At 60.0% G+C, this 20766-nt stretch carries 18 protein-coding genes; 3 read left to right on the forward strand and 15 right to left on the reverse strand.

Features of this window, described 5'->3' with window-relative positions; all coding sequences use genetic code 11:
• Positions 1-212 precede the first annotated feature (212 nt).
• On the forward strand, positions 213-971 hold the full coding sequence (locus ACJ8PI_RS10240) for a prepilin peptidase (protein WP_164134353.1): 759 nt from the start codon (positions 213-215) through the stop codon (positions 969-971).
• A gap of 311 nt (positions 972-1282) precedes the next feature.
• Here ACJ8PI_RS10240 and ACJ8PI_RS10245 read toward each other — a convergent pair whose 3' ends face one another.
• The 9 genes from ACJ8PI_RS10245 to chaB all read right to left on the reverse strand — a co-directional run bounded on the left by ACJ8PI_RS10245 (position 1283) and on the right by chaB (position 10586).
• Complete coding sequence (locus ACJ8PI_RS10245) at positions 1283-2857, reverse strand: ABC transporter substrate-binding protein (RefSeq protein WP_164134352.1); 1575 nt, start codon at positions 2855-2857, stop codon at positions 1283-1285.
• Between the two features lie 132 nt (positions 2858-2989).
• Positions 2990-3661 (reverse strand): ABC transporter ATP-binding protein, encoded by a 672-nt coding sequence (locus tag ACJ8PI_RS10250; RefSeq protein ID WP_164134351.1) that lies wholly within the window; start codon positions 3659-3661, stop codon positions 2990-2992.
• On the reverse strand, positions 3658-4500 hold the full coding sequence (locus ACJ8PI_RS10255) for an ABC transporter ATP-binding protein (protein ID WP_164134350.1): 843 nt from the start codon (positions 4498-4500) through the stop codon (positions 3658-3660). The genes ACJ8PI_RS10250 and ACJ8PI_RS10255 overlap by 4 nt, the downstream gene beginning before the upstream one ends.
• The gene (locus ACJ8PI_RS10260) at positions 4490-5359 is read right to left on the reverse strand and encodes an ABC transporter permease (protein WP_033647740.1); all 870 of its coding nucleotides are present in this window, start codon (positions 5357-5359) and stop codon (positions 4490-4492) included. The genes ACJ8PI_RS10255 and ACJ8PI_RS10260 overlap by 11 nt, the downstream gene beginning before the upstream one ends.
• On the reverse strand, positions 5356-6411 hold the full coding sequence (locus ACJ8PI_RS10265; protein WP_033647742.1) for an ABC transporter permease: 1056 nt from the start codon (positions 6409-6411) through the stop codon (positions 5356-5358). The genes ACJ8PI_RS10260 and ACJ8PI_RS10265 overlap by 4 nt, the downstream gene beginning before the upstream one ends.
• Positions 6411-7979 carry an ABC transporter substrate-binding protein gene (locus tag ACJ8PI_RS10270; RefSeq protein ID WP_033653659.1) on the reverse strand — a complete coding sequence of 523 codons (1569 nt, stop codon included), beginning with the start codon at positions 7977-7979 and terminating at the stop codon, positions 6411-6413. Before ACJ8PI_RS10270 ends, ACJ8PI_RS10265 begins: the two co-directional genes overlap by 1 nt.
• 175 nt (positions 7980-8154) lie before the next feature.
• Positions 8155-9108, reverse strand: a complete 954-nt coding sequence (cbl, locus tag ACJ8PI_RS10275; RefSeq protein WP_033634950.1) for an HTH-type transcriptional regulator Cbl — start codon at positions 9106-9108, stop codon at positions 8155-8157.
• A 302-nt stretch (positions 9109-9410) separates the two neighbouring features.
• Complete coding sequence (locus ACJ8PI_RS10280) at positions 9411-10106, reverse strand: gamma-glutamylcyclotransferase (protein ID WP_033647744.1); 696 nt, start codon at positions 10104-10106, stop codon at positions 9411-9413.
• Positions 10107-10358: 252 nt separating this feature from the next.
• Complete coding sequence (chaB, locus tag ACJ8PI_RS10285; RefSeq protein ID WP_033647745.1) at positions 10359-10586, reverse strand: putative cation transport regulator ChaB; 228 nt, start codon at positions 10584-10586, stop codon at positions 10359-10361.
• Between the two features lie 130 nt (positions 10587-10716).
• Here chaB and ACJ8PI_RS10290 point away from each other — a divergent pair, with 130 nt between their 5' ends.
• Positions 10717-11535, forward strand: a complete 819-nt coding sequence (locus ACJ8PI_RS10290) for a siderophore-interacting protein (protein WP_033634954.1) — start codon at positions 10717-10719, stop codon at positions 11533-11535.
• Positions 11536-11829: 294 nt separating this feature from the next.
• Complete coding sequence (gene chaA, locus ACJ8PI_RS10295; RefSeq protein WP_033647747.1) at positions 11830-12933, forward strand: sodium-potassium/proton antiporter ChaA; 1104 nt, start codon at positions 11830-11832, stop codon at positions 12931-12933.
• A gap of 37 nt (positions 12934-12970) precedes the next feature.
• On the opposite strand, the gene lpxO is transcribed toward chaA, so the two are convergent.
• From lpxO to putP, 6 genes are all read right to left on the reverse strand, one after another.
• Positions 12971-13873 carry a lipid A hydroxylase LpxO gene (gene lpxO / locus ACJ8PI_RS10300; protein ID WP_033634956.1) on the reverse strand — a complete coding sequence of 301 codons (903 nt, stop codon included), beginning with the start codon at positions 13871-13873 and terminating at the stop codon, positions 12971-12973.
• Between the two features lie 235 nt (positions 13874-14108).
• Positions 14109-14897 (reverse strand): phosphate starvation-inducible protein PhoH, encoded by a 789-nt coding sequence (phoH, locus tag ACJ8PI_RS10305; RefSeq protein ID WP_015378226.1) that lies wholly within the window; start codon positions 14895-14897, stop codon positions 14109-14111.
• Positions 14898-15616: 719 nt separating this feature from the next.
• Positions 15617-16915 carry an iron uptake transporter deferrochelatase/peroxidase subunit gene (gene efeB / locus ACJ8PI_RS10310; RefSeq protein WP_164134349.1) on the reverse strand — a complete coding sequence of 433 codons (1299 nt, stop codon included), beginning with the start codon at positions 16913-16915 and terminating at the stop codon, positions 15617-15619.
• Between the two features lie 11 nt (positions 16916-16926).
• Entirely contained in the window at positions 16927-18063 is a 1137-nt protein-coding gene (efeO, locus tag ACJ8PI_RS10315) for an iron uptake system protein EfeO (RefSeq protein WP_041035588.1), read from the reverse strand.
• A gap of 20 nt (positions 18064-18083) precedes the next feature.
• Positions 18084-18929 carry an iron uptake transporter permease EfeU gene (gene efeU / locus ACJ8PI_RS10320; RefSeq protein WP_033647751.1) on the reverse strand — a complete coding sequence of 282 codons (846 nt, stop codon included), beginning with the start codon at positions 18927-18929 and terminating at the stop codon, positions 18084-18086.
• A gap of 237 nt (positions 18930-19166) precedes the next feature.
• On the reverse strand, positions 19167-20651 hold the full coding sequence (putP, locus tag ACJ8PI_RS10325) for a sodium/proline symporter PutP (protein WP_033647752.1): 1485 nt from the start codon (positions 20649-20651) through the stop codon (positions 19167-19169).
• Between the last annotated feature and the right edge of the window lie 115 nt (positions 20652-20766).

Genomic DNA, 20766 nt, shown 5'->3' on the forward strand with positions numbered 1-20766 from the left:
TGAATTCACACCCTTTTAGCGCCGATTTTGCCGATAAAAAGCGCAGCAACCCACTGCTGCGCGCCACCGCGCATGGCATTGTATCACTCTGCAATACCTAAAGTGGCGATGCGCACGACTGCGCATTTCTCACAATCCACCGCATTTCACTCCGATGAAATACGCATTTTGCCGTTATTTTAAACATCTGTTTCACGACTGACGGAGCCTTGATGTTTCTTTTCTCACTGTGGCACGCGCTGTTTTTTACCGCGCTGCTGTCGGCAGGAATGGTCGCCTTCGGGCTCATCACCCTGCTGGAGCGAACGGCGGCCGTGCGCGCCAGCCCGCCGAGATTGCGCCGCCGCAGCCTGCTGCTGACGGCCTTGGGTGTGGCGTTGGCGACGCTGCCTTTCGACCCGCCGGCAGCACACCGGTTGTGGTTACCGCCGGCCGCGGCGCTGCTGATCGCCCTGGCCTGGCTGGACTGGCGCCACCGCTGGCTGCCGGACCGGCTGACCCAGCCGCTGCTGTGGGGCGGGCTGCTGTGCAATCTCGACGCTCGGTGGGCGCCGCTGGACGATGCGGTTATCGGCGCCGCCGCCGGCTACGGGGCGTTGTGGCTGCTCAACGCGCTTTATCGACAGCTGCGGCGGCGTAACGGTATCGGCCAGGGCGACTTCAAACTGCTGGCGGCGCTGGGCGCCTGGCTCGGTTGGACGATGCTGCCGCTGCTGGTCTGCCTGGCGGCAATGTTCGGATTAGGCATGGCCTTGGCGCGCGGCCTGCGCAACCGTCGCGCCTGGCGAACGCCGCAACCTTTCGGCATCGCCTTGGCGGCCGCCGGCTGGCTGTTGCTCTTGCTGGACACAGGCCAGAACGCGCCGGCGTTGTTCGGTGAGTTCTTCAGCGTCTCGATCAGCCGATTGAGCAATCCGGCCACTTCTGCCGTGCTGGCCGTTGCCGGATTGGCCAGTGGCTGGAGACCGTAAAAACTGTTCCGGCGTCACAACCCCACCGACGGCGAGCCAGGTTGCCGCGCGCTCCACTGACGTGTTTCCGTTTTGTCCATAATATCTCCTGAGGTGATGTGTCCGCCTCATTGCGGACGACCGAGGTGAAAGACGTAAACAACGCCGCCTTGCAGCGCCAATTTATCAGCGCCATGTGAGCACGTTATGAAATTTCATTTTATTTCACCCTGACAAAACCTCTCACGATTCCAGGTTGCAGCAACAAGCGATTTCACGCACGGGCGGCCTTTGGTGCGATAGAAAGCTCGGCCAGGCGCGCGGCGTTGGCGCTACTTGCTGACCCGATCCAGATACAGCATGCTGTTGGCGATATCCAACCGGGCACCTTTGACGTTGTCGCGCAATGCCACCAGCGTTTGCCCCTGCAGCGCCACTACATAGGGCGAGCTGGCCTGCAGTTCCCGTTGCAGCGCGGCATAACGTGCGCGGCGCGCGGCGCTGTTGCCCTCTGCGGCCGCGGCGCGCGTTTCCGCGCTAATGGCGGGAATGCCCCACTGGGTGCGCCAGGCCAGGGTTTTCGGCCCACCGGGCACGTTGTAGGCAAAGGCGCTGGCGTTGGTGTTCGGATCCAGGTAGTCGGCGCCCCAGTAGGTGAAGATCGCCTGAAAATCGCGGCCGCGCATTTTGCCCCACAGGTCGCTCTCCACCACCGGATGGATATCCAGCCGCAGCCCGGCCTGCGCAAAGCTGGCCTGCAGCGCCTGCGCGATGTCAGTGTACGGCGGCTGATTGATGACGATAAGATCGAGGCGCGTACCTTCGGCAATACCGGCATCGCGCAGGATCTGTTTGGCTTTGCCCACGTCGAGCGTAAACGGCCGATCGTCGAGCGCCCCGTCCAATCCCTGCGGCAAGAAGGCCTGATGCACGCGATATTGCCCTTTCAGCAGCTGCTCGGCGATGCTTTGATAATCCACCAGCCAGCGCGCCGCCCGCCACAGCGCCGGATTGCCCAGCGCCGGGTTGTCTTTGCTTCCGGTGTTGAAACCGAGGTAATAGACCCGGGGCGCATCGGCCTGCTCGATGCGCACGCCAGACGCGTTGCGCAGCGAGTCGAACTGGTCGGCGCCCAGATCGTAGGCCACGTCGGCATCTCCTTTCAGCAACAGCAAACGGCGGGTGCCGGCGTCGCTGACGTTCTTGAACAACACCGTTTTCAGCCGGGCCGGCGACGGCGCATAGTCGTTGCGGCCAAACAGCAGCGCTTCGTGCGGCACATAGTTGTTCACCCGATACGGGCCGCCGCCGGCGGAATGGCCGCGCAGCCAGGCATTGCCGTAATCCCCCTGCTGCGCGTGCTCGTTCAGCAGCTTTTCATCCACGATCGAGGCCACATTCGCCGTCAGCAGCCGCAACGCCAGCTCGCTGCCGATGTTGGCAGGCCAACTGAGTTGCACCTGGTTATCCCCCACCTTCTTCAAATGCTGCTCAACGTTATCCGGCGTCCAGCCAAACTCACCGAGAATAAACGACGGCGCCTTGTTCAGCTTCACCGCGCGAACCAGCGAGAAAATCACGTCTTCGGGCCGCAGGGGATTGCCGGAAGCGAAGCGCTGCTGCGTTTTCAGGGTAAAGATCAGGCTGTGGCCATCGGCGCCCGCTTGCCAACTGGCGGCGGCGTCCGGCGCCAGCGTTTGCGGCGCACCGCGATCCGGCGCCACCAGGCGCTGATAGAGATTGACCAGATTGGCCGAGCTGACGGTTTCAAAACTCTCAGCCGGATCGAGGCTGATAATGCCCTCCAGCGAACTGACCACCACCAAGGTGTCCTGCGGGGTGGCGGCCTGTACACCGAACGCGGTCGCCAGCGCGCCATACAATAAGGTTGGGATTAACCGTTTCATCGATACACTCTCCACTATCACGCAATTGCGCTGTTTTTCGAGTGTAGGGGGTAAGAATTAACGGAAGAACGACGATAAATTGCTTTATTTATTACCAGGATGGATATGCCCGCCGCGTTGGCGGGCATAGGGTCAAACGATGATGCGGCCGTGCGCCATCGCCACCGAACGATCGCACATGTGGTCAATCACGTCCGCATCGTGGCTGACCAGCACCATCGTCAGATCGCTCGCCTGTTTCAGCTCGTTGAGCAGGTTGAGGATCTCCGCCTGCACCGACATGTCCAACGCCGAGGTCGGTTCATCCAGCAACAGCAGCTTCGGCCGCAGCAACAATGCGCGCACGATCGCCACACGCTGACGCTGGCCGCCCGACAGCTGATGCGGGTAGCGCTCCAGCAGGCGCGGATCCAACCCCACCTGGCGAAAGCCCGCGCTGATTTTACGTTCGATGTCGCTTTCCTGCAGCAGTTTGAGCGGCTCCGACAGCGTACGCAAAAGCCGGTGCTTGGGGTGTAGCGAAGCATAGGGATCCTGAAACACCATCTGCACCTCGCGCCGCAGTTCGCCGGTAAACGCCTGGCCCGGCTGCAGGTGCCGCCCCAGCAACTCAAAGCCGCCCTGCCAGCTGCCATTCAGCCCGGCCAGCACCCACAGCAACGAGGACTTGCCGCAGCCGGAAGGCCCCACCAGCCCGAAACACTCGCCCGGCTCGATGCGCAGGTTAACCTCATGCACCACGGTGCGCAGTTCGTAGCCCTGGCGGTGACTGACGCTCAGGTTCTCCAGTGCGATCACGCTCATTTCAACGTCTCCAACAGCGCGCGATCCAGCACCGGCAGCGGTTTGCCGCGCGTCTCGCGGCTCGGCCGGCACGCCCACAGCGTGCGGGTATAAGGATGCGTGGCCTGCGCCAGCTCTGCTGCCGGCAGCTGATCCAACAGCTCGCCTTTGTACATCACCAGCACCCGCTCGCAGTGGTGCGCCACCTGCTGCAAATCGTGGCTGATCAGGATCAGCCCCATATTGCGTTGCGCCACCAGGTTTTCTATCAGCTGCAGCACCTGATCGCGCATCTGGTGATCCAGCGCCGAAGTCGGTTCGTCGGCAATCAACAGCTGCGGATCGTTGATCAACGCAATGGCCAGCATCACCCGCTGCCCCATGCCGCCGGAGAGCTGATGCGGATAGCGGCGGCACAGCGCAGCCGGATCGGGCAAGCCCACCGCCGCCAGCATTTCCAGCACTTTTTCACGCCGCTCGGCGCGGCTCAGCTTCGCATGCAGCATCAGCGGCTCCTCCACCTGACGGCCGATCGGCTGATTGGGATTCAGCGCATGCTTGGGATCTTGCATCACCATCGCCACCCGGTCGCCGCGCAGCCGGCTCCACTGGCGCTCGCTCAGGCGCGTCAAGTCTTCATCGCCCAGCGTCAGGCGCTGCGCCTGCAGCTGCAACGGCGGCGGCAATAGCCCCATCAGCGCACGCGCGGTCAACGATTTGCCGGAGCCGGACTCACCGACCAGCGCCAGCCGCTCCCGCCCCATGCTGAACGAAATATGCTTCACCAGCGCCACCGGCTGTGGCCCCGGCACGCCGATCGCCAACCGTTCGACGGTCAATAAGGTGTTATCAGTGCCCATGACGAGGATCCATTTTGTCGCGCAGGCCATCGCCCAGCAGGTTAAACGCCAGGCTGGCGAACAGGATCGCCCCGCCCGGCGCGGCGGCGACCCACCATTGGTCGAAAATCACTTTACTGCCTTCGGCCACCATCGAGCCCCATTCGGCGGTCGGCGGCGCGACGCCCATGCCGAGGAACCCCAGACCGGCGGCGGACAGGATGATGCCGCCCAGGCTGAGCGCCGCGCGCACCACCGCGCTCGGCAGGCATAAAGGCAAAATATGGCCGACCATCAGCCGCAGCCCGTTGATGCCCTGCATGCGCGCCGCCGCCAGGTAATCGCTGCGGCGCAGCGCCAGGGTTTCGGCCCGCGCCTGGCGGGCAAAGGCCGGCCAGCTGGTCAATGCCAGCGCCAGCGCGCCGTTCATCAGCCCCGGCCCCATGACCGCCACAAACGCCAGCGCGATCACCAGGCTCGGCAGCGACAGAAAAATGTCGGTCAGGCGCATCAAAATGCGCTCTACCCAGCCGCCGAGGTAACCGGCGCCAATGCCGACCAGCAGGCCGATGGGAATGGTCAACACCAGAATCAGCGACACCAGAATCAGCGTCGGCCGCGCGCCGTAAATCACGCGGGAGAGCAAGTCGCGGCCAAAACCGTCGGTGCCCAGCCAATGTGCGGCGGAAGGCGGCAGTAACCGCAGCTCGATATGCTGCAGATTGGGATCGAAAGGCGCCAGCCACGGGGCCAACAGCGCGGTGACGATCAGAATCGCCACCAGCGCCGCGCCCAGCGTCAGCGTGGTCAGGCGCCGGCCACGGCGGTAACCGACGGCCGGCTCGCTTTGCGGTTCGTGTTCAGAGAGATATTGGCTCATCGGGTTCGCGGATCCACTAAATAGGTCAAGGCGTCGGCCAGCGCATTCAACAGCACGAAACAGGTGCCGATCAGCAGCGTGGCACCGAGGATCGCCGGCGTATCGGCGGCAAACAGCGCCGAGGTCAGGTAACGCCCGACGCCGGGCCAGGCGAACACCGTTTCGGTCAATACCGCCCCCTCCAGCAGGCTGGCGTAAGAGAGAGACAGTACGGTGATCAGCGTGCCCAGCACGTTGGGAAACACATGGCGCAGCAGAATGCGCAGGCGGCCGGCCCCCTTGGAACGCGCCAGCGTCACGTATTCCTTGTTGCACTCTTCCAACATCGCCGCCCGCAGCAACCGAGTAATGCCCGCCATCGACAACAGCGCCAACGCCACTACCGGCAACCACAGGTGGCCGATGGCGTTGTAGAACATGTCGCGATCGCCGGACAGCCAGCTGTCGATCAACACGAAACCGCTGCGCGGCTCCATGCTGTACAGGTAGATGTCGTCCAGTCGCCCCGGCCCCGCCGACCAGTGCAGCGTGGCGTAGAACAGCAGCAGTCCGAGCAGGCTCAGCCAGAAAATCGGCACCGAATAACCGATCAGCGACAGCAAACGCGCCGCGTTATCCAGCCAACTGCCCGGTTTGAGCACCGCCAGAAACGCCAGCGTAATGCCGCCGAGGGCGCCGAGGATAATGGCGCAGGTGGCCAGCTCCACCGTCGCCGGGAAGGTACGCAGCAAATCGCTCAACACCGGCTGGGCGGTGATGCGCGAAATACCCAAATCGCCGTGCGCCAGGTGCACCAGATAACGCCAAAACTGCACCGGCAACGGCTGATCCAACCCCAACTCATGCCGCACCTGTGCGTAGGTGGCTTCGCTGGCATGATCGCCCGCCACCTGCAGCGCCGGATCGATCGGCGCCAGATGCGACAGCATGAAGGTGAACAGCAGCAGGCCAAGCAACGTCAACGCCAGCGACAGCGCGCCGCCGAGCAGCCGCCCGCCCCAGCGCCAATACCGCCGGGCCGCCCCGGCGGAGGCGGACAGTTCAGCGGCCATTACTTGCTGACCTTGCTGTAGAACACCATGTCAGGGTTGATGCCCTGCACATAGCCCTTGAGGTTGTCACGCACCGCAATCAGGCTGCGCGCCTGCAGGCCGATGACGAACGGCGAGCTTTGCTGCACCTGTTTTTGCAGTTGCTGGTAGTCGGCCACCCGTTTGGCGGTGTCGTTTTCCGCGGTGGCGGCCAGCGTCAGCTTGCTCAGCGCCGGGATCTGCCAGTTGGCGCGCCAGGCCAGCGTCTTGCTGCCGTCTTCCGGGTTGTAGGCGAAGGCTGCGGCGTTGGTGTTAGGGTCGAAATAATCCGGCCCCCAGGAAGTCAGCGTCGCATCGTAGTTAAGCGTTTTCACCTTGGTGGAGACCTGCGAGCTGATGCCCGGCACCAGTTCCACCTTCACGCCGCCCTGGGCAAAACTGGCCTGCAACGCCTGGGCGATATCCAGGTACGGCGGCTGGTTGTTGACGTCCAGACGGAAACTGACGTTGCTGAGCCCCGCTTTGGCCAGTATTTCTTTGGCTTTTTGCGGATTGAAGCTGTACGGCTGATCCTTGAGCGCACCCAGATAACCGTCCGGCAGGAATGCCTGATGGCTCTGGAACTGCCCTTTCAGCAGATCGTCGGCGATGCCTTGGTAATCGAACAGCCAGCGCGCCGCCTCCCAGAACGCCGGATTGCCGAGCGCCGACGACGCCTTGGCGTTGAACTGCAGGAAATAAAGCGAGGCGTAAGGAATGGCCAAGGGTTTGACGCCCGGCTTGCCCTTCAGGGCCGCCATCTGGTCTGCCCCCAGGTTGCGCGCGATATCGGCATCGCCCTGCTCGATCAGCAAACGGCGCGCGGCCGGATCGGGCACGTTTTTGATCAGGATGGTTTTCAGCGTCGGCGCCCCTTCCGGCGAGCCTGGGTTGGCGTCCAGCACCACCACCTCGTGTGGCACATAGGTGCGGATTTTGTAAGGGCCGCTGCCGGCGGAGTGGCTGTTCAACCATTGGTGCCCCAGATCGTCGCCCTGCTGGTGCGCCAGCGCCTCTTTGGCGTCGACGATCGACGATACCGGCGCCGACAGCAGGCTGAGCACGAAGGCCGGGCTGACGTTTTCACTCCAGCTGATTTTTACCTGGTGGTCATCCACCTTGCTCAGGTGTTGCTCCACGTTCTTCGCGTTCCAACCCAGCTGCGTCAGGATAAACGACGGCTCCAGATTGAGTTTTACCACCCGTGAAAGCGAGAAGATCACGTCTTCCGGCCGCAGCGGATTGCCGCTGGCGAACCTGGCGTCCGGGCGCAGGCTGAAAGTCAGGCTGCGATTGTCGGCGCCGGCCTGCCAGCTGCTGGCCAGGGTTGGCTTGAGATCGATAGGGTTGTGCGGATCGGACTGGATCAGACGCTGATACAGGCTGTTGAACGACTGCACCGTGGTTAACTCAAATCCCTGGGCCGGGTCAAAGCTGACCACGTCATCGATAGACTGCGCGATCACCAGCGTGTTGGCCGGCGTCGCCGCCTGCGCGTTAACGCTGGCCGCCACGGCTAAAAACAGCAAAGAAGGAACGAGCGCTTTCATCTGAAACTCTCCAAGCGGATGGAATTTATAATAATTTCGCGAGTGTATGCGAGCACGATCGGCAGCTGAAGGTACTTAAATCACTATAGATATTCTTTTTATGTATATAGATGGGATTTTGATTATTAGGGGAGCGATGCGGAATGCGCGGCAGGGGTTGCCTGCCGCTTATCGATTAAATCTGGTAGTCAATCACCGCATCCAGCTGCGACGAGAAGACCTTGTCCTTGATTTCGGTCAGCGACAGCGTCGGGTTGCACAGTTGGATAAAGCGCCAGGCATAGTTGCGCTGCAGCTGGCTGCGCTTGAGGCCCAGCCATACCGTATTGGGTTCAAACAGGTGCTCGGCGTTGAGGCTCACCAACCCGCGATCACGCTCTTTTTCATACGACATGTCCGCCAGCACGCCCACGCCCAATCCCAATTCGACGTAGGTTTTAATTACGTCGGAATCCTGCGCGCTGAGCGCGATGTCCGGCGTCAGGCCCGCCGCTTTGAACGCCGCATCCAGCTTCGCACGCCCGGTAATGCCCTGGCGGTAAGTGATCAGCGGCAAGGTGCTGAGCATCTCCAGCGTCACCTGCGGCTGGCGCGTCAACTCGTGCCCTTCCGGCACCAAAATGGTGTGATGCCAGCGGTAGTACGGGAATGCCGCCAGCGACTCGTCGCTCATCAGCCGCTCGCTGGCGATGCCGATATCGGCTTCGCCGGCGGCCAGCATCGAGACGATCTCTTCGGGGCTGCCCTGATTGAGCACCACCCGCACCCGTGGATAAAGCGCGCGAAACTCTTTGATCACTCCCGGCAGGCTGTAGCGCGCCTGGGTGTGCGTCGTCGCGATATGCAGCTGCCCCGAATCGTTGCTGCTGAAGACGTCCGCCAGGCGACGGATGTTGTTGGCGTCGTTGAGAATGCGTTCCGCCACCACCAGCAGCTCTTTGCCGGGCTCGGTCATGCCCAGCAGCCGTTTGCCGCGGCGAATGAATATTTCAATGCCCAGCTCTTCTTCCAGCTCGCGAATATGCCGGCTGACGCCGGACTGCGAAGTAAATAAGGTATTGGCGACCTCGGTCAGGTTGTAGTTGCAGCGCGCCGATTCGCGAATAATTTTTAATTGTTGAAAGTTCATCCCCGTCTCCCTGTTTCTTGCGGTAGCGTCTGCCATATTGATACGGAGTCCTGCGGGGCTGAACAAATAAGAAATAGCCTTTAGTTATGCAATTTAATACTAAGTGAATTATTTATCGTGACTCTCGGGGTGTGAAGACGGAGGAAAATGATGAATGGCTTTAAAAATAACGAGATAAATAACCATACAAAGAGACAGGCTTAAATAATCATGCAGAATAAAGTTATTAAATAGAGGTATTAGATATATGAAAAAGGGCTCCGCACGCTGAGCCCTTTACTGTCTGCCGCCCCGCCAACGCCTCAGGCCGTGGCCTCGGCCCCGAAAGCGCCGGGGCGGTTCTGCTGCAACCATTGCTGCACGTAACGCACCAGATCGCCGATGCAATCATCCTGCATGCCGTGGTGCTTCAGCTCGTTATCCAGCGCAAACAGGTATTGCGCGTTGGTGCCCAGCGGGCCGCTGGCGCTGGCGATCAATGGCGCGATCACCTGGTGGCTGGTGTCTGCTTCAAACAACGGATGCTGCGGGTTCATCACGAACACCAGCGCCGTGACGGCCTCACCGCCCTCCAGCTGCAGCTCACACCAGGTCGGCACGTAGCAATCGGTGATCATCTCGCGCTTCCACAGCAACTCCAGCTCTTCGCGCAGCGTGCTTTCCGGCAGACGGAAGGCCAATCCGGTGGTCTGGCCGCCCTCTTTCAGCGCCAGCATGCGCCCCGGCTGATGCAGCGTGCCGCGCCCGGCGGTCAAACGCATGCAGAACGCCCGATGCCAGCCCTGCAGTATGGCTGGCCGCACTTCTTCCGATTCGAAAACCGGATTCCACATCAGCGAACCGTAACCGAATACCCATACCGGGCTGTGATCCGGCCGGCGCGATAATGTGCACGCCAACGAGGCTGCGCGCTGTTCAGGCGTCAGCAACAGCGACTCCTCAATAGCGCCAAAGGCGGTTTTGCAATCCGCTTTTTGCAGAAAATCTCGCGTTAACACTGTTACAACCTCCCGGGAATACGATTTCTCGTCCTCCCTCGCCACTACTGAACCTTTGCAATTTTATTTTTTGGTGCGGAATTTTATTAATTCAATAACCGCTCCGATTAATAATGACCATATTCTTTTCCCGCCGCGCAATCAAGTTGCAAAGCGGCGTTAACGTGGAAAAGTATTTGTACTGAGCAGCAATAATATTAATTGCCGAGGTCAGCATAACGTCTGCGCGATTTTTACCGGGCATGAAAGGCGTTACTTTTTGTGCCAGCGCTCATCGTCGCCCTTGCGATAGCTTTGTTTGACCGCTGCCCAGGCCACCTTGTGCGCCGTCTCTTCCCGGCCGGCGTCACCGCGTCGATCTTCAGGATCCCGATATTGTTGCCAGGCGCTGTTGAACGCTTCTTTATAGATCGCCTGCGCATGGGCCGGCAGCACATGCTTCACATTGTCCGGCAAGTCGTTCGTGTCTTGGTATGGCATCACGTCCTCCCGTGCGTATTGCGTGAGCCTTAAGCCTAGCTCACACGCAGTTGCGCCTCAATGAGCAAACAATTCTCATTATCAAACGGCATGGTATACTCACCGCCAAACGAACTATAAGGAGATCCCCGTGACTACCGAAGCCCCTCGCTCACGCGCCCCCTACCTGATCGCCGTCAGCGCCGTACAGGACATTACGCCGCACCTGCGCCGCATCACCTTTACCGCGCCCGATCTGCGCTACTACCCGGCCAACGCCGCCGCTGCGCACATCAAAGTCTTTTTGCCGCTCGCCGACCAAACTCAGCCGGATCTGCCGACGCTGACCGAAAACGGCCCGCGCTGGGCCGCGGACGCCGTGCGCCCGATCGTGCGCACCTATTCCATTCGCGCCGTGCGCCCGGAACAGGCGGAAGTGGACATCGAATTTGCGATTCACGATCACCGAGGCCCAGCGGTCGACTTTGCGCGCCAGGCGAAAATCGGCGATAAAATCGGTATCAGCAACCCGGGCGGCCCCAAACCGATGCTGCCGGCGGCCGATTTCTACTGCCTGGCGGGCGATCCTTCCTCGCTGCCTGCGCTGGCCGCGCTGCTGGAAAACCTGCCGCCGCACAGCGCCGGGCGCGCTTTCGTCCGCGTCGACAGCACCGCTGACATGATTGACCTGAAAAAACCCGCTGATGTTGAAGTCAATTGGATCGTCGGCGGCACGGAGAAAACCGACGAACTGATCGCTCAGTTCCGCGCACAGTCCCTGCCGCAGGGCGAAGCGCACTTCTGGCTCGCCGGTGAAGATCGCCTGGTGGTGGGGTTGCGCCGCTACCTGCGCCGTGAACGCCAATGCGATCGCAATCGTCTTTATGCCGTACCTTACTGGCGTGAGGGGCTAAATGAAGAGGGTTACCACAATAAACGGCATGAAATCATGGATAATATTGATGACTGACGGTCTCATTTTCCTTGATTAACCAAGCGGTAAATGAGTAAACACGACTTTTCTCAAATCTAACGTTAAAAATTGGCGTTACTGCGTAAAAGTAAGTAAATAAAACCGCACCCCGTGCGGTTTTTTTGCTACCCTGATCACATAAAGCAAGCAATTGCTTTCTCAGATAAAAACAACATCACACCGGCGCCGCGGGTGTATCCTAATATAAAATACCTACTGGAAACGCAGAGTTGCCGTGCCACGGCGACCGGCGCCGACGGGCTACGCTGTTTGAGAAGGAGTGCCACCCTCATGAAGTCGCAACACGATCCTGGCCGATCCACCAAATCTCGCCACACCGAATACTCGCTGATCTTTCCCATCGCCGCGCTGGTGGTGTTGAACCTGTGGAGCAGCACCGCTAACTTTCCGCTGATCGTCGGCATCAATATTCTCGCGCTGGTGGGGATCCTCAGCAGCGCCTTCAGCGTGGTGCGCCACGCCGACGTGCTGGCTCACCGGTTGGGCGAACCCTACGGCTCGCTGATCCTCAGCCTGTCGGTGGTGATCCTCGAGGTCAGCCTGATCTCGGCGCTGATGGCCACCGGCGACGCCGCGCCGGCGCTGATGCGCGACACGCTGTACTCCATCATCATGATCGTTTCCGCCGGCCTGGTCGGCTTCGCGCTGCTGCTCGGCGGGCGCAAATTCGCCACCCAGTACGTCAATCTGGGCGGCATCAAACAGTACCTGATGGCGATTTTCCCGCTGGCGGTGATTGTGCTGGTATTCCCGAGCGCGCTGCCGGGCGGCAACTTCAGCACCGGGCAAGCGCTGTTGGTAGCGCTGATCTCCGCCGCCATGTATGGCGTGTTCCTGGTGATCCAGACCAAAACCCACCAGAGCCTGTTCGTGTACGAGCATGAAGACGACGACGGCGACCCGCATCACGGCAAGCCTTCTTCCCACAGCAGCGCCTGGCATGCCGCCTGGCTCATCGTGCACCTGATCGCGGTTATCGCCGTCACCAAGTTCAACGCCAATCCGCTGGAAGGTCTGTTGACCAAAATGAACGCGCCGGCGCAGTTCACCGGTTTCCTGGTGGCGCTGCTGATCCTGTCGCCTGAAGGGCTGGGCGCGCTGCGCGCCGTGTTGAACAATCAGGTGCAACGCGCCATGAACCTGTTCTTCGGCTCGGTGCTGGCGACCATCTCCCTGACCGTGCCGGCGGTCACCATCATCGCCACCCTGACCGGGCAGACGCTGATCTTCGGCCTGCAAACGCCGCATATCGTGGTGATGCTGACGGTGTTGCTGCTGTGCCAGCTGTCGTTCTCGACCGGCCGCACCAACGTGCTGAACGGCACCGCCCACCTGGCGCTGTTCGCCGCCTACATGATGACTATCTTCGCCTGATCAAAAAGGGGCGCACACCGTGCGCCCCCGCCTTCGTTTATACCGAGAAGAATATCGCCGCGGCGATCCCCCCGAACAAAATCCACTTGATGATGTAGTAACCGGTGCGATTCCAGGCCTTCAGGCGTTTCCCCACCCGGCGTATCGCATAGATGTATTTGAACATCTTGTTGACGCCGCCGGTGCGATCGCCCTCTTCATTCGGCGCGGTGGCGGCGCTCATCAGATTGCGCCCCAGCCAGTGGTTCACCGCCTGCGCCCAGCGGTAGCGCATCGGCCGTTCGATGTCGCAGAACAGGATCAGACGGTTCTGCCCGCTCTGGTTTTCCGCGTAGTGCAGATAGGTTTCATCGAACATCACGCCTTCCCCGTCGCGCCAGCTGTAGCGCTCGCCGTCCACCTCAATGAAGCAGCGGTCATCGTTGGGGGTAATCAGCCCCAGGTGATAACGCAGCGAACCGGCGTAAGGGTCGCGGTGGCGCGGCAAACGGCTGCCGTCCGGCAGTTCGGCGAACATCGCCGCCTTGACCGAAGGCAGGCTGCGCAGCAGTTCCGTGGTCTGCGGGCACAGGGTCATGGCCGAAGGATGGCTGTCTTCATACCATTTCAGATAAAAGCGCTTCCAACCGGTCTTGAAAAACGAGTTGAAACCGGCGTCGTTGAATTGATCGGACGCCTTGATCTGCTGGATCTCCATCAGCTTCTGTCCTTCGTCGCGGATGGTTTCCCAGTTATCTCTCAACACCGCCAGCTCAGGAAACTGCTCCGGCTTCAGGTACGGCGTGGTCGGCACGCGGGAAAACAGATACATGAAGACGTTCAATGGTGCGGTAAAGGTGGAATGGTCAGACAGCTGCCGCCACACGTTGTAGCGCACCCGTCCGCGGTAATGCACATAGACGACGCATAAAATAAGCAAAATCAGAACGATGTATTTCATGTTTGAATCGCATCAAGGAACCTACACGCTATGCGCCGCGCGGCGCACACCCCAGATAATGTCCTTTTGGCAGCACAGGCAAATTGCGCGCCAATCTGGCACTCACTAATCATTGACGCTAACTCAACGAAAATCTATACAAAAAACCACAATAATTTACACAAAGGTTAAACGAAATGATAAATGAGGGGCGATAAAAAAGGCCGCCGAAGCGGCCTTTCCATTAGCGGATAGGTTAACTGTAAGCGTTGAGCGTGCGCTGGCACAAAGCGGAACGCACGCAGTCCTGTTTTTCAAAGCGGATAACGCCGATCATCTCGTCCTCTTCAAAGCGCTCCAGAGCATCGCTGAGGCCGGATTTCACGCCGCGCGGCAAGTCGCACTGGGTCACGTCGCCGTTAACGATAACCGTCACGTTTTCTCCCAGGCGGGTCAGGAACATTTTCATTTGGCTGGCGGTCACGTTCTGGGCTTCATCCAGGATAACGACCGCATTTTCGAAGGTGCGCCCGCGCATATAAGCGAACGGCGCAATCTCTACCTTGCCGATTTCCGGGCGCAGGCAGTACTGCATAAAGGAAGATCCTAAACGACGTACCAGAATGTCATACACCGGGCGGAAATAAGGGGCGAACTTCTCGGAGATATCCCCCGGCAAGAAACCGAGGTCTTCATCCGCCTGCAAAACAGGACGGGTAACGATAATCCGATCCACCTCTTTATGAATCAGCGCCTCCGCCGCCTTGGCGGCGCTGATGAATGTTTTGCCACAGCCGGCTTCGCCGGTGGCGAAGATCAGCTGCTTATTCTCTATGGCTGATAAGTAATGACCCTGAGCTTCGGTTCTAGCCTCGATGGGTGAGCTATCGCGCTTGTCTCGCGCCATGCCGATAGACTCGACTCCCCCCATTTGCACCAGCGAGGTCACAGACTCTTCTTCCAGCTGGCGATGACTACGAGCGTCACGACGAATAACGCGTTTCGCTTCACGACGTGCTTTGATCACTGCTTTCTGTCTACCCATAGTGGCACCTTACAGTTTGTTTCACCTACCGCAACGGCCTGGCCGCGCGATTATGTTTCACACACGTATTAGGTTTTGGCCTCCTCCGAGCCAATAAGAGCCAAGGGACAAGGTGAATTGACGGCAACGCTTAAGCGCCGTGTCTTCACGGGACAACGCGGACTGCATCAATAAACGTGGAGTAAAAAGTGATGAAATTCGGTAGCGATAAGAGTGCGGAGTTGCCGGTAAAAGAGAGTCGGAGAGATAACCCTCGTTACAACGAGAAATCAGGTGAGATGTGTTATTTTTTCTTTCCAGCCCAACCAAGGACTTTACCATTAGCGATCCCCGCAGTGATATTTACAGCTTCAAGCTGTGCACCGTGTGAAAACTACCGCCAGATGATTACAGTATAATGACATTCAATCTCGTCGCGTTACTAAAATGTAAAAAAATTTAATATCTTTTGTTTTCAGTCAGCGCTAAAACACTATATCACGCTCTACACGTCATTCCAGAAAAATTTTTACATCAACAATATCAATGAATTGCAATTAAAAACCACAAATGACACTTTGGTTTCTCGATTAAATTTTGCGCAATCCAAAGCCAGTGAGCCGTGCAGATTTTTTTAATCCGCAGGCAAAGCATCGAATTGAACTTCGTCGCGCAATGTCCCGCGCAATAGGCAATACAAAGTAAAACGAGGCGGAAGTTCGCGCCTCGTCATTGCGCCCTCAGGCCTTGAGCAAGCCGCTGGCCAGATAGTCGCCGCCCTCTTTAACGCCCGGCAATACGAAGAAATACCCGCCGCCGATCGGCTTGATGTATTCCTCCAGCGCTTCGCCGTTGAGCCTTTTTTGCACCGTCAGGAATCCTTTTTCCAGATCGGCCTGATAGCAGACGAACAGCAGCCCCATTTCCAGCTGCCCGGCATTGGAAACGCCAAGGGAATAGCTGTAGCCGCGCCGCAGCATCAGGTTGCTTTGGCTTTCCGGCGTGCGGGGGTTCGCCAACCGAATGTGCGCGTCCATCGGTATCACCTTGCCGTCGGGATCGTTCGCGTAGTTCGGCTCGTCATGTTCATGCTTCATACCGAGCGGCGCGCCGCTGTGCTTTTCGCGGCCAAAGATGGTTTCCTGCTCCTGCAGCGGCGTGCGATCCCAAAACTCGACGCGGAAGCGAATAATGCGCGCCGCCTGGTAGCTGCCGCCCGCCGTCCACGCCGGCTCGCCGGCGCCGTCGCCAACCCACACCACCTTATCCATCAGCGGTTTGTCGTCGGTTTTCGGGTTGGCGGTGCCGTCTTTGAAGCCCAGCAGGTTAATCGGCGTTTCTTTGCCTTTGCTGCGCGCCGCATGCGCCGAGATGAACCCTTCCCGCTTCCAGCGCACGCTGAGCAGATCCGGCGAATGCTTGATGATATCGCGCAGCGCGTGGAGAGCGGTTTCATTGGTGTTGGCGCAGATCTGCAGCAGCAGGTCGCCGTGGCACAGCGCGGCGTCCAGCGCATCGTTGGGGAAGCGCGTCATCTTCTGCAACCGCAGCGGTTTTTGCGCCTGCAGGCCAAAGCGTTCGTCGAACAGCGATGCGCCGACCGAAACGGTGATGGTCAGGTTGTCCGGGTAAATCTCCGGCCCCATGATGCCCGAATCGAGCGGCGGCAGCTTGGCATCCACTTCCGGCGCCTTGCCGCCGTGGGTCAGGAACGCGATGCGATCGGTCAGCAGCCGGAACAGACGCTCCAGATCCGCTTTGCTGGTCGCCAGCACGTCGAACGCTACCAGCATCATCGCCGCCTGTTGCGGCGTCAGCACCCCAGCCTGATGGCAACCATAAAACGGCTGTTTCTGCCAACGCTCATCCTGCGGCGTCGCCAACGGCTCCGCCGCGTTGCCCGCCGCCTGCGCCAGGCGGCTGCCGCCCAGCGCCAGTGCGCCCAGCCCCAGCCCTTGCAGCAAACGGCGCCGCGAAGGCGAGGCCGCCCCCTGCGATTGCGGATGCGGCCCGTTGTTCAGGCCTGCCTTGTTGCTCATAATCCTATGCCTCAGTCCAGGCCCAACACGCCGCGCAGTTGAGAAAGGTCTTCCGCCAGCGTGGTGATCGGCCCTTTCAACGCGTTGCGATCGGCTTCGCTCAGCTTCTCGTAGGACTCATAGCCCTCTTTGGTTTTGTACTTCGCCAAAATGGTGTCCACGGTTTTGAAGTTGGCGTCAATCTTGTCCAGCAGCGGCTTGTTGGCCTTGACCAGCAGCGGACGCAGCAGGTTGACGATCTTCTGCGCGCCGTCGACGTTGGCCTGGAAATCCCACAGGTCGGTGCGGCTATAGCGGTCTTCTTCACCGCTGATCTTGCTGGCCGCCACTTCTTCGATCAGCCCGGCTGCGCCGCCCACCACCTTGCTCGGCGGGAAGGTCAGTTCACCCACGCGTTTTTGCAGCTCAACGGTGTCCTGATACAGCCGATCGGCGTATTTATCCATGTCTTTGGTCGAGTTGTCGGCAAACAGCGCCTTCTCCAGACGGTGGAAACCGGTGAAGTTAGGGTCCGCCGATTTCTTCTCGTAGTCGTCTTCACGGGCGTCGATGCTGCCGTCCAGATCGGAGAACAGCTCGGCGATCGGCTCGATGCGCTCATAGTGCTGACGGGTCGGCGCATACAGCTTGCGCGCTTGCTCCACGTTGCCGGCCTTCACCGCGTCGGTGAACAGCTTGGTCTGTTTCACCAGCCCATCGACTTCTTTGGTGACGTAGACTTTGTATTCGGCGATCGGGCCAACCAGATCCAGCGCGCTCGGCTTGCCGTCGGTGGCGCCGTTGGCCGCCGCAGTGACGGTCAGTTTGCCTTTTGGATTGCTCAGCAGCCCGCAGGTCATATCATATTCGCCCGCTTCCAGCGTGGCGGTCATTTTCTGGGTGAAGCCCGGCGCGATGTTCTCGCGCTCTTCTACCACCATCACCCCTTTCAGGATTTCCCATTCGACGTTTTTCTGGCTGGTGTTATGCACCACAAACTGCGTCTTGCCGGCCGACACGGTCAGTTGCATCGGTTCGCACTGCTTGTCGTTGACCGTGACCTTGACCTGCGGCACGTCCGCCGCCAGCGCATCGATGCTCAGCGCAAACGCCGGGATAGCCAGTAATGCTGCGTGCAACGCCTTGCGGCGAAATAACGGAGTAGACATACGAGATTCCCTATTAAACATTAATGATTGATTTTACGTTGCGCCGGGGCCGCTGCCGGCTCCGCGCGCTGCGGCAGGAAAAAGAAAATCAGCGCCGGGATCAGATACAGGAAGTAGACCGCCACTTCGCTGACCGTCGGCGCTTCCTGATAACCGAGAATGCCTTCCAGCAGGGTGCCGAACAGCGAATGGGTCGACAGGGTGCTGCTGAAATCGAAGGCGATGTCCTGGAAGTGGTTCCACAGACCGGCCTCATGGAAGGCGCGGATCGCCCCCGCGGCCAGCCCGGCGGCGACGAACAAAATGAACAGGCTGGTCCATTTGAAGAATTTGGCCAGGTGCAGCTTCACCCCGCCCCAGTAAATCATCATGCCCAGCACGATGGCGGCCGCCAGGCCGAGCACCGCGCCGATCGGCGCCGCGGCGCCCACGTCTTGCTGGAACGCCGCCAGCAGGAAGAACACCGACTCCAGCCCTTCGCGCGCCACGGCGAAGAACACCATCGCCACCAGCGCCCAACCCTGCCCTTTACCGGCGCTGAGCGCCTGATCGATCGCCCCTTCCAGATGCACCTTGACCGACTTGGACACTTTGCGCATCCAGAACACCATATAGGTGAGGATCACCACCGCCACCACCGCGACGATGCCTTCGAACAGCTCCTGCTGCTTCTGCGGGAACTCGCCGGTGGTTTCATTGATGAAGATGCCGAGCGCCAGACACAGCGCCGCGGCGACAATCACGCCGACCCACACCGCGCCCAGCCATTGGCTGCGCTGCGTGCGTTTCAGGTAGCTGGCGATCAGGCTGACGATCAGCGCGGCCTCCAGCCCTTCACGGAACATGATAAGAAAGGGAACGAACATAAATAATCACCCCTGAAAAGACCGCGGCGGCAGAGAAAGCTGGCTCGACATGCGCTGCGCAACTCTGTAAAGAAACGTAAAATGCAACGAGAGTGATTATCATTCTGCCAAGAAGAAATACAAGAGGCGCCAGCGTGATTTTTTCTAATCAAATGTCACCAGGTGTTGGATGACGGCGATCGGCAGGCGAAAAAAAGGGCGCGTTACGCGCCCCTTGCTGACTGACATCGAACGGCGTTACACCGTTTTATACTCGGCTTCCGCCTGATCGAAACGCTCGGTCATGGTGGCGGATGGCCGGCGGCCCATCAGGCTCACTACCACGATAGCGAGGCAGCCCAGAATAAAGCCCGGGATGATTTCATACAGGCCCAGCCATTCGTACTGTTTCCAGACGATAACCGTCACCGCGCCGACCAGCATGCCGGCCAGCGCGCCGTTGCGGGTCATGCGCGACCACAGCACCGAGATCAGCACGACCGGGCCGAAGGCGGCGCCGAAACCTGCCCAGGCGTAGCTCACCAGGCCCAGCACGCGGTTCTCCGGGTTGGCCGCCAGCGCGATGGCGATCAACGCCACCACCAGCACCATCACGCGGCCGACCCACACCAGCTCACGCTGGCTGGCGCCTTTGCGCAGGAACGCCTTATACAGGTCTTCGGTGATCGCGCTGGAGCACACCAGCAGCTGGCAGCTCAGCGTACTCATGACCGCAGCCAGGATCGCCGACAGCAGCACGCCCGCCACCCATGGGTTGAACAGCAGCATCGCCAGCTCGATGAACACGCGTTCGCCGTTCTGCGACACGTTGCCGGCTTGATCCGGGTTATTGGCGAAGTAAGCGATGCCGAAGAAACCGACGGCGATGGTGCCGGCGAGGCACAGGATCATCCAGGTCATGCTGATGCGGCGCGCGCTGCGGATGGTGCGGTGAGAATCCGCCGCCATGAAACGCGCCAGGATGTGCGGCTGGCCGAAGTAGCCCAGGCCCCAACCCAGCAGCGACAGGATGGCGACGAAGTTCAGCCCCTTCAGCATGTCGAGGTTGGCCGGGTTCTGCGCCTGGATCACCAGCATCGAGGTATCGATGCCGCCGACGGCGAAGATCACGATCACCGGCGTCAGGATCAGCGCGAAAATCATCAGGCTGGCCTGCACGGTGTCAGTCCAGCTCACCGCCAGGAAACCGCCGATAAAGGTATACAGGATGGTCGCCGCGGCGCCGGCCCACAGGGCGGTTTCGTAGCTCATGCCGAAGGTGCTTTCGAACAGGCGCGCGCCGGCCACGATGCCGGAGGCGCAGTAAATGGTGAAGAACACCAGGATGACGATGGCCGAGATCACCCGCAGCAGCTTGCTGTTGTCTTCAAAGCGGCTGGTGAAATAGTCCGGCAGCGTCAGGGCGTTGTTGTTGGCTTCGGTATGCACGCGCAGCCTTCCTGCCACCAGCTTCCAGTTCAGGTAAGCGCCGATGGTCAGGCCGATGGCGATCCAGCTTTCGGAGATGCCGGAGAGGAAGATGGCGCCCGGCAGGCCCATCAGCAGCCAGCCGCTCATGTCGGAAGCGCCGGCGGACAGCGCGGTCACCACGCTGCCCAAACTGCGGCCGCCGAGAATATAGTCATCAAAGTTGTTGGTTGCCCGGTAGGCAAGCAGGCCGATCAGCACCATCCCGAAAATGTACACCAGGAAGGTCACCAGCATAGGTGTGCTCATTGTCATTTAATTCTCCACTTTCATTATTATTCGCGTTTCGCTCCGGCCACGCCGGCGCCGGTAAACCCACGCGCAATGCATTTCACTGGCCGCCGCGCCGGAACGTGGCGCAGCCTGCGAG

It is taken from the genome of Serratia sp. CY82433, from assembly GCF_052166535.1.
Classification (GTDB): domain Bacteria; phylum Pseudomonadota; class Gammaproteobacteria; order Enterobacterales; family Enterobacteriaceae; genus Serratia; species Serratia sarumanii.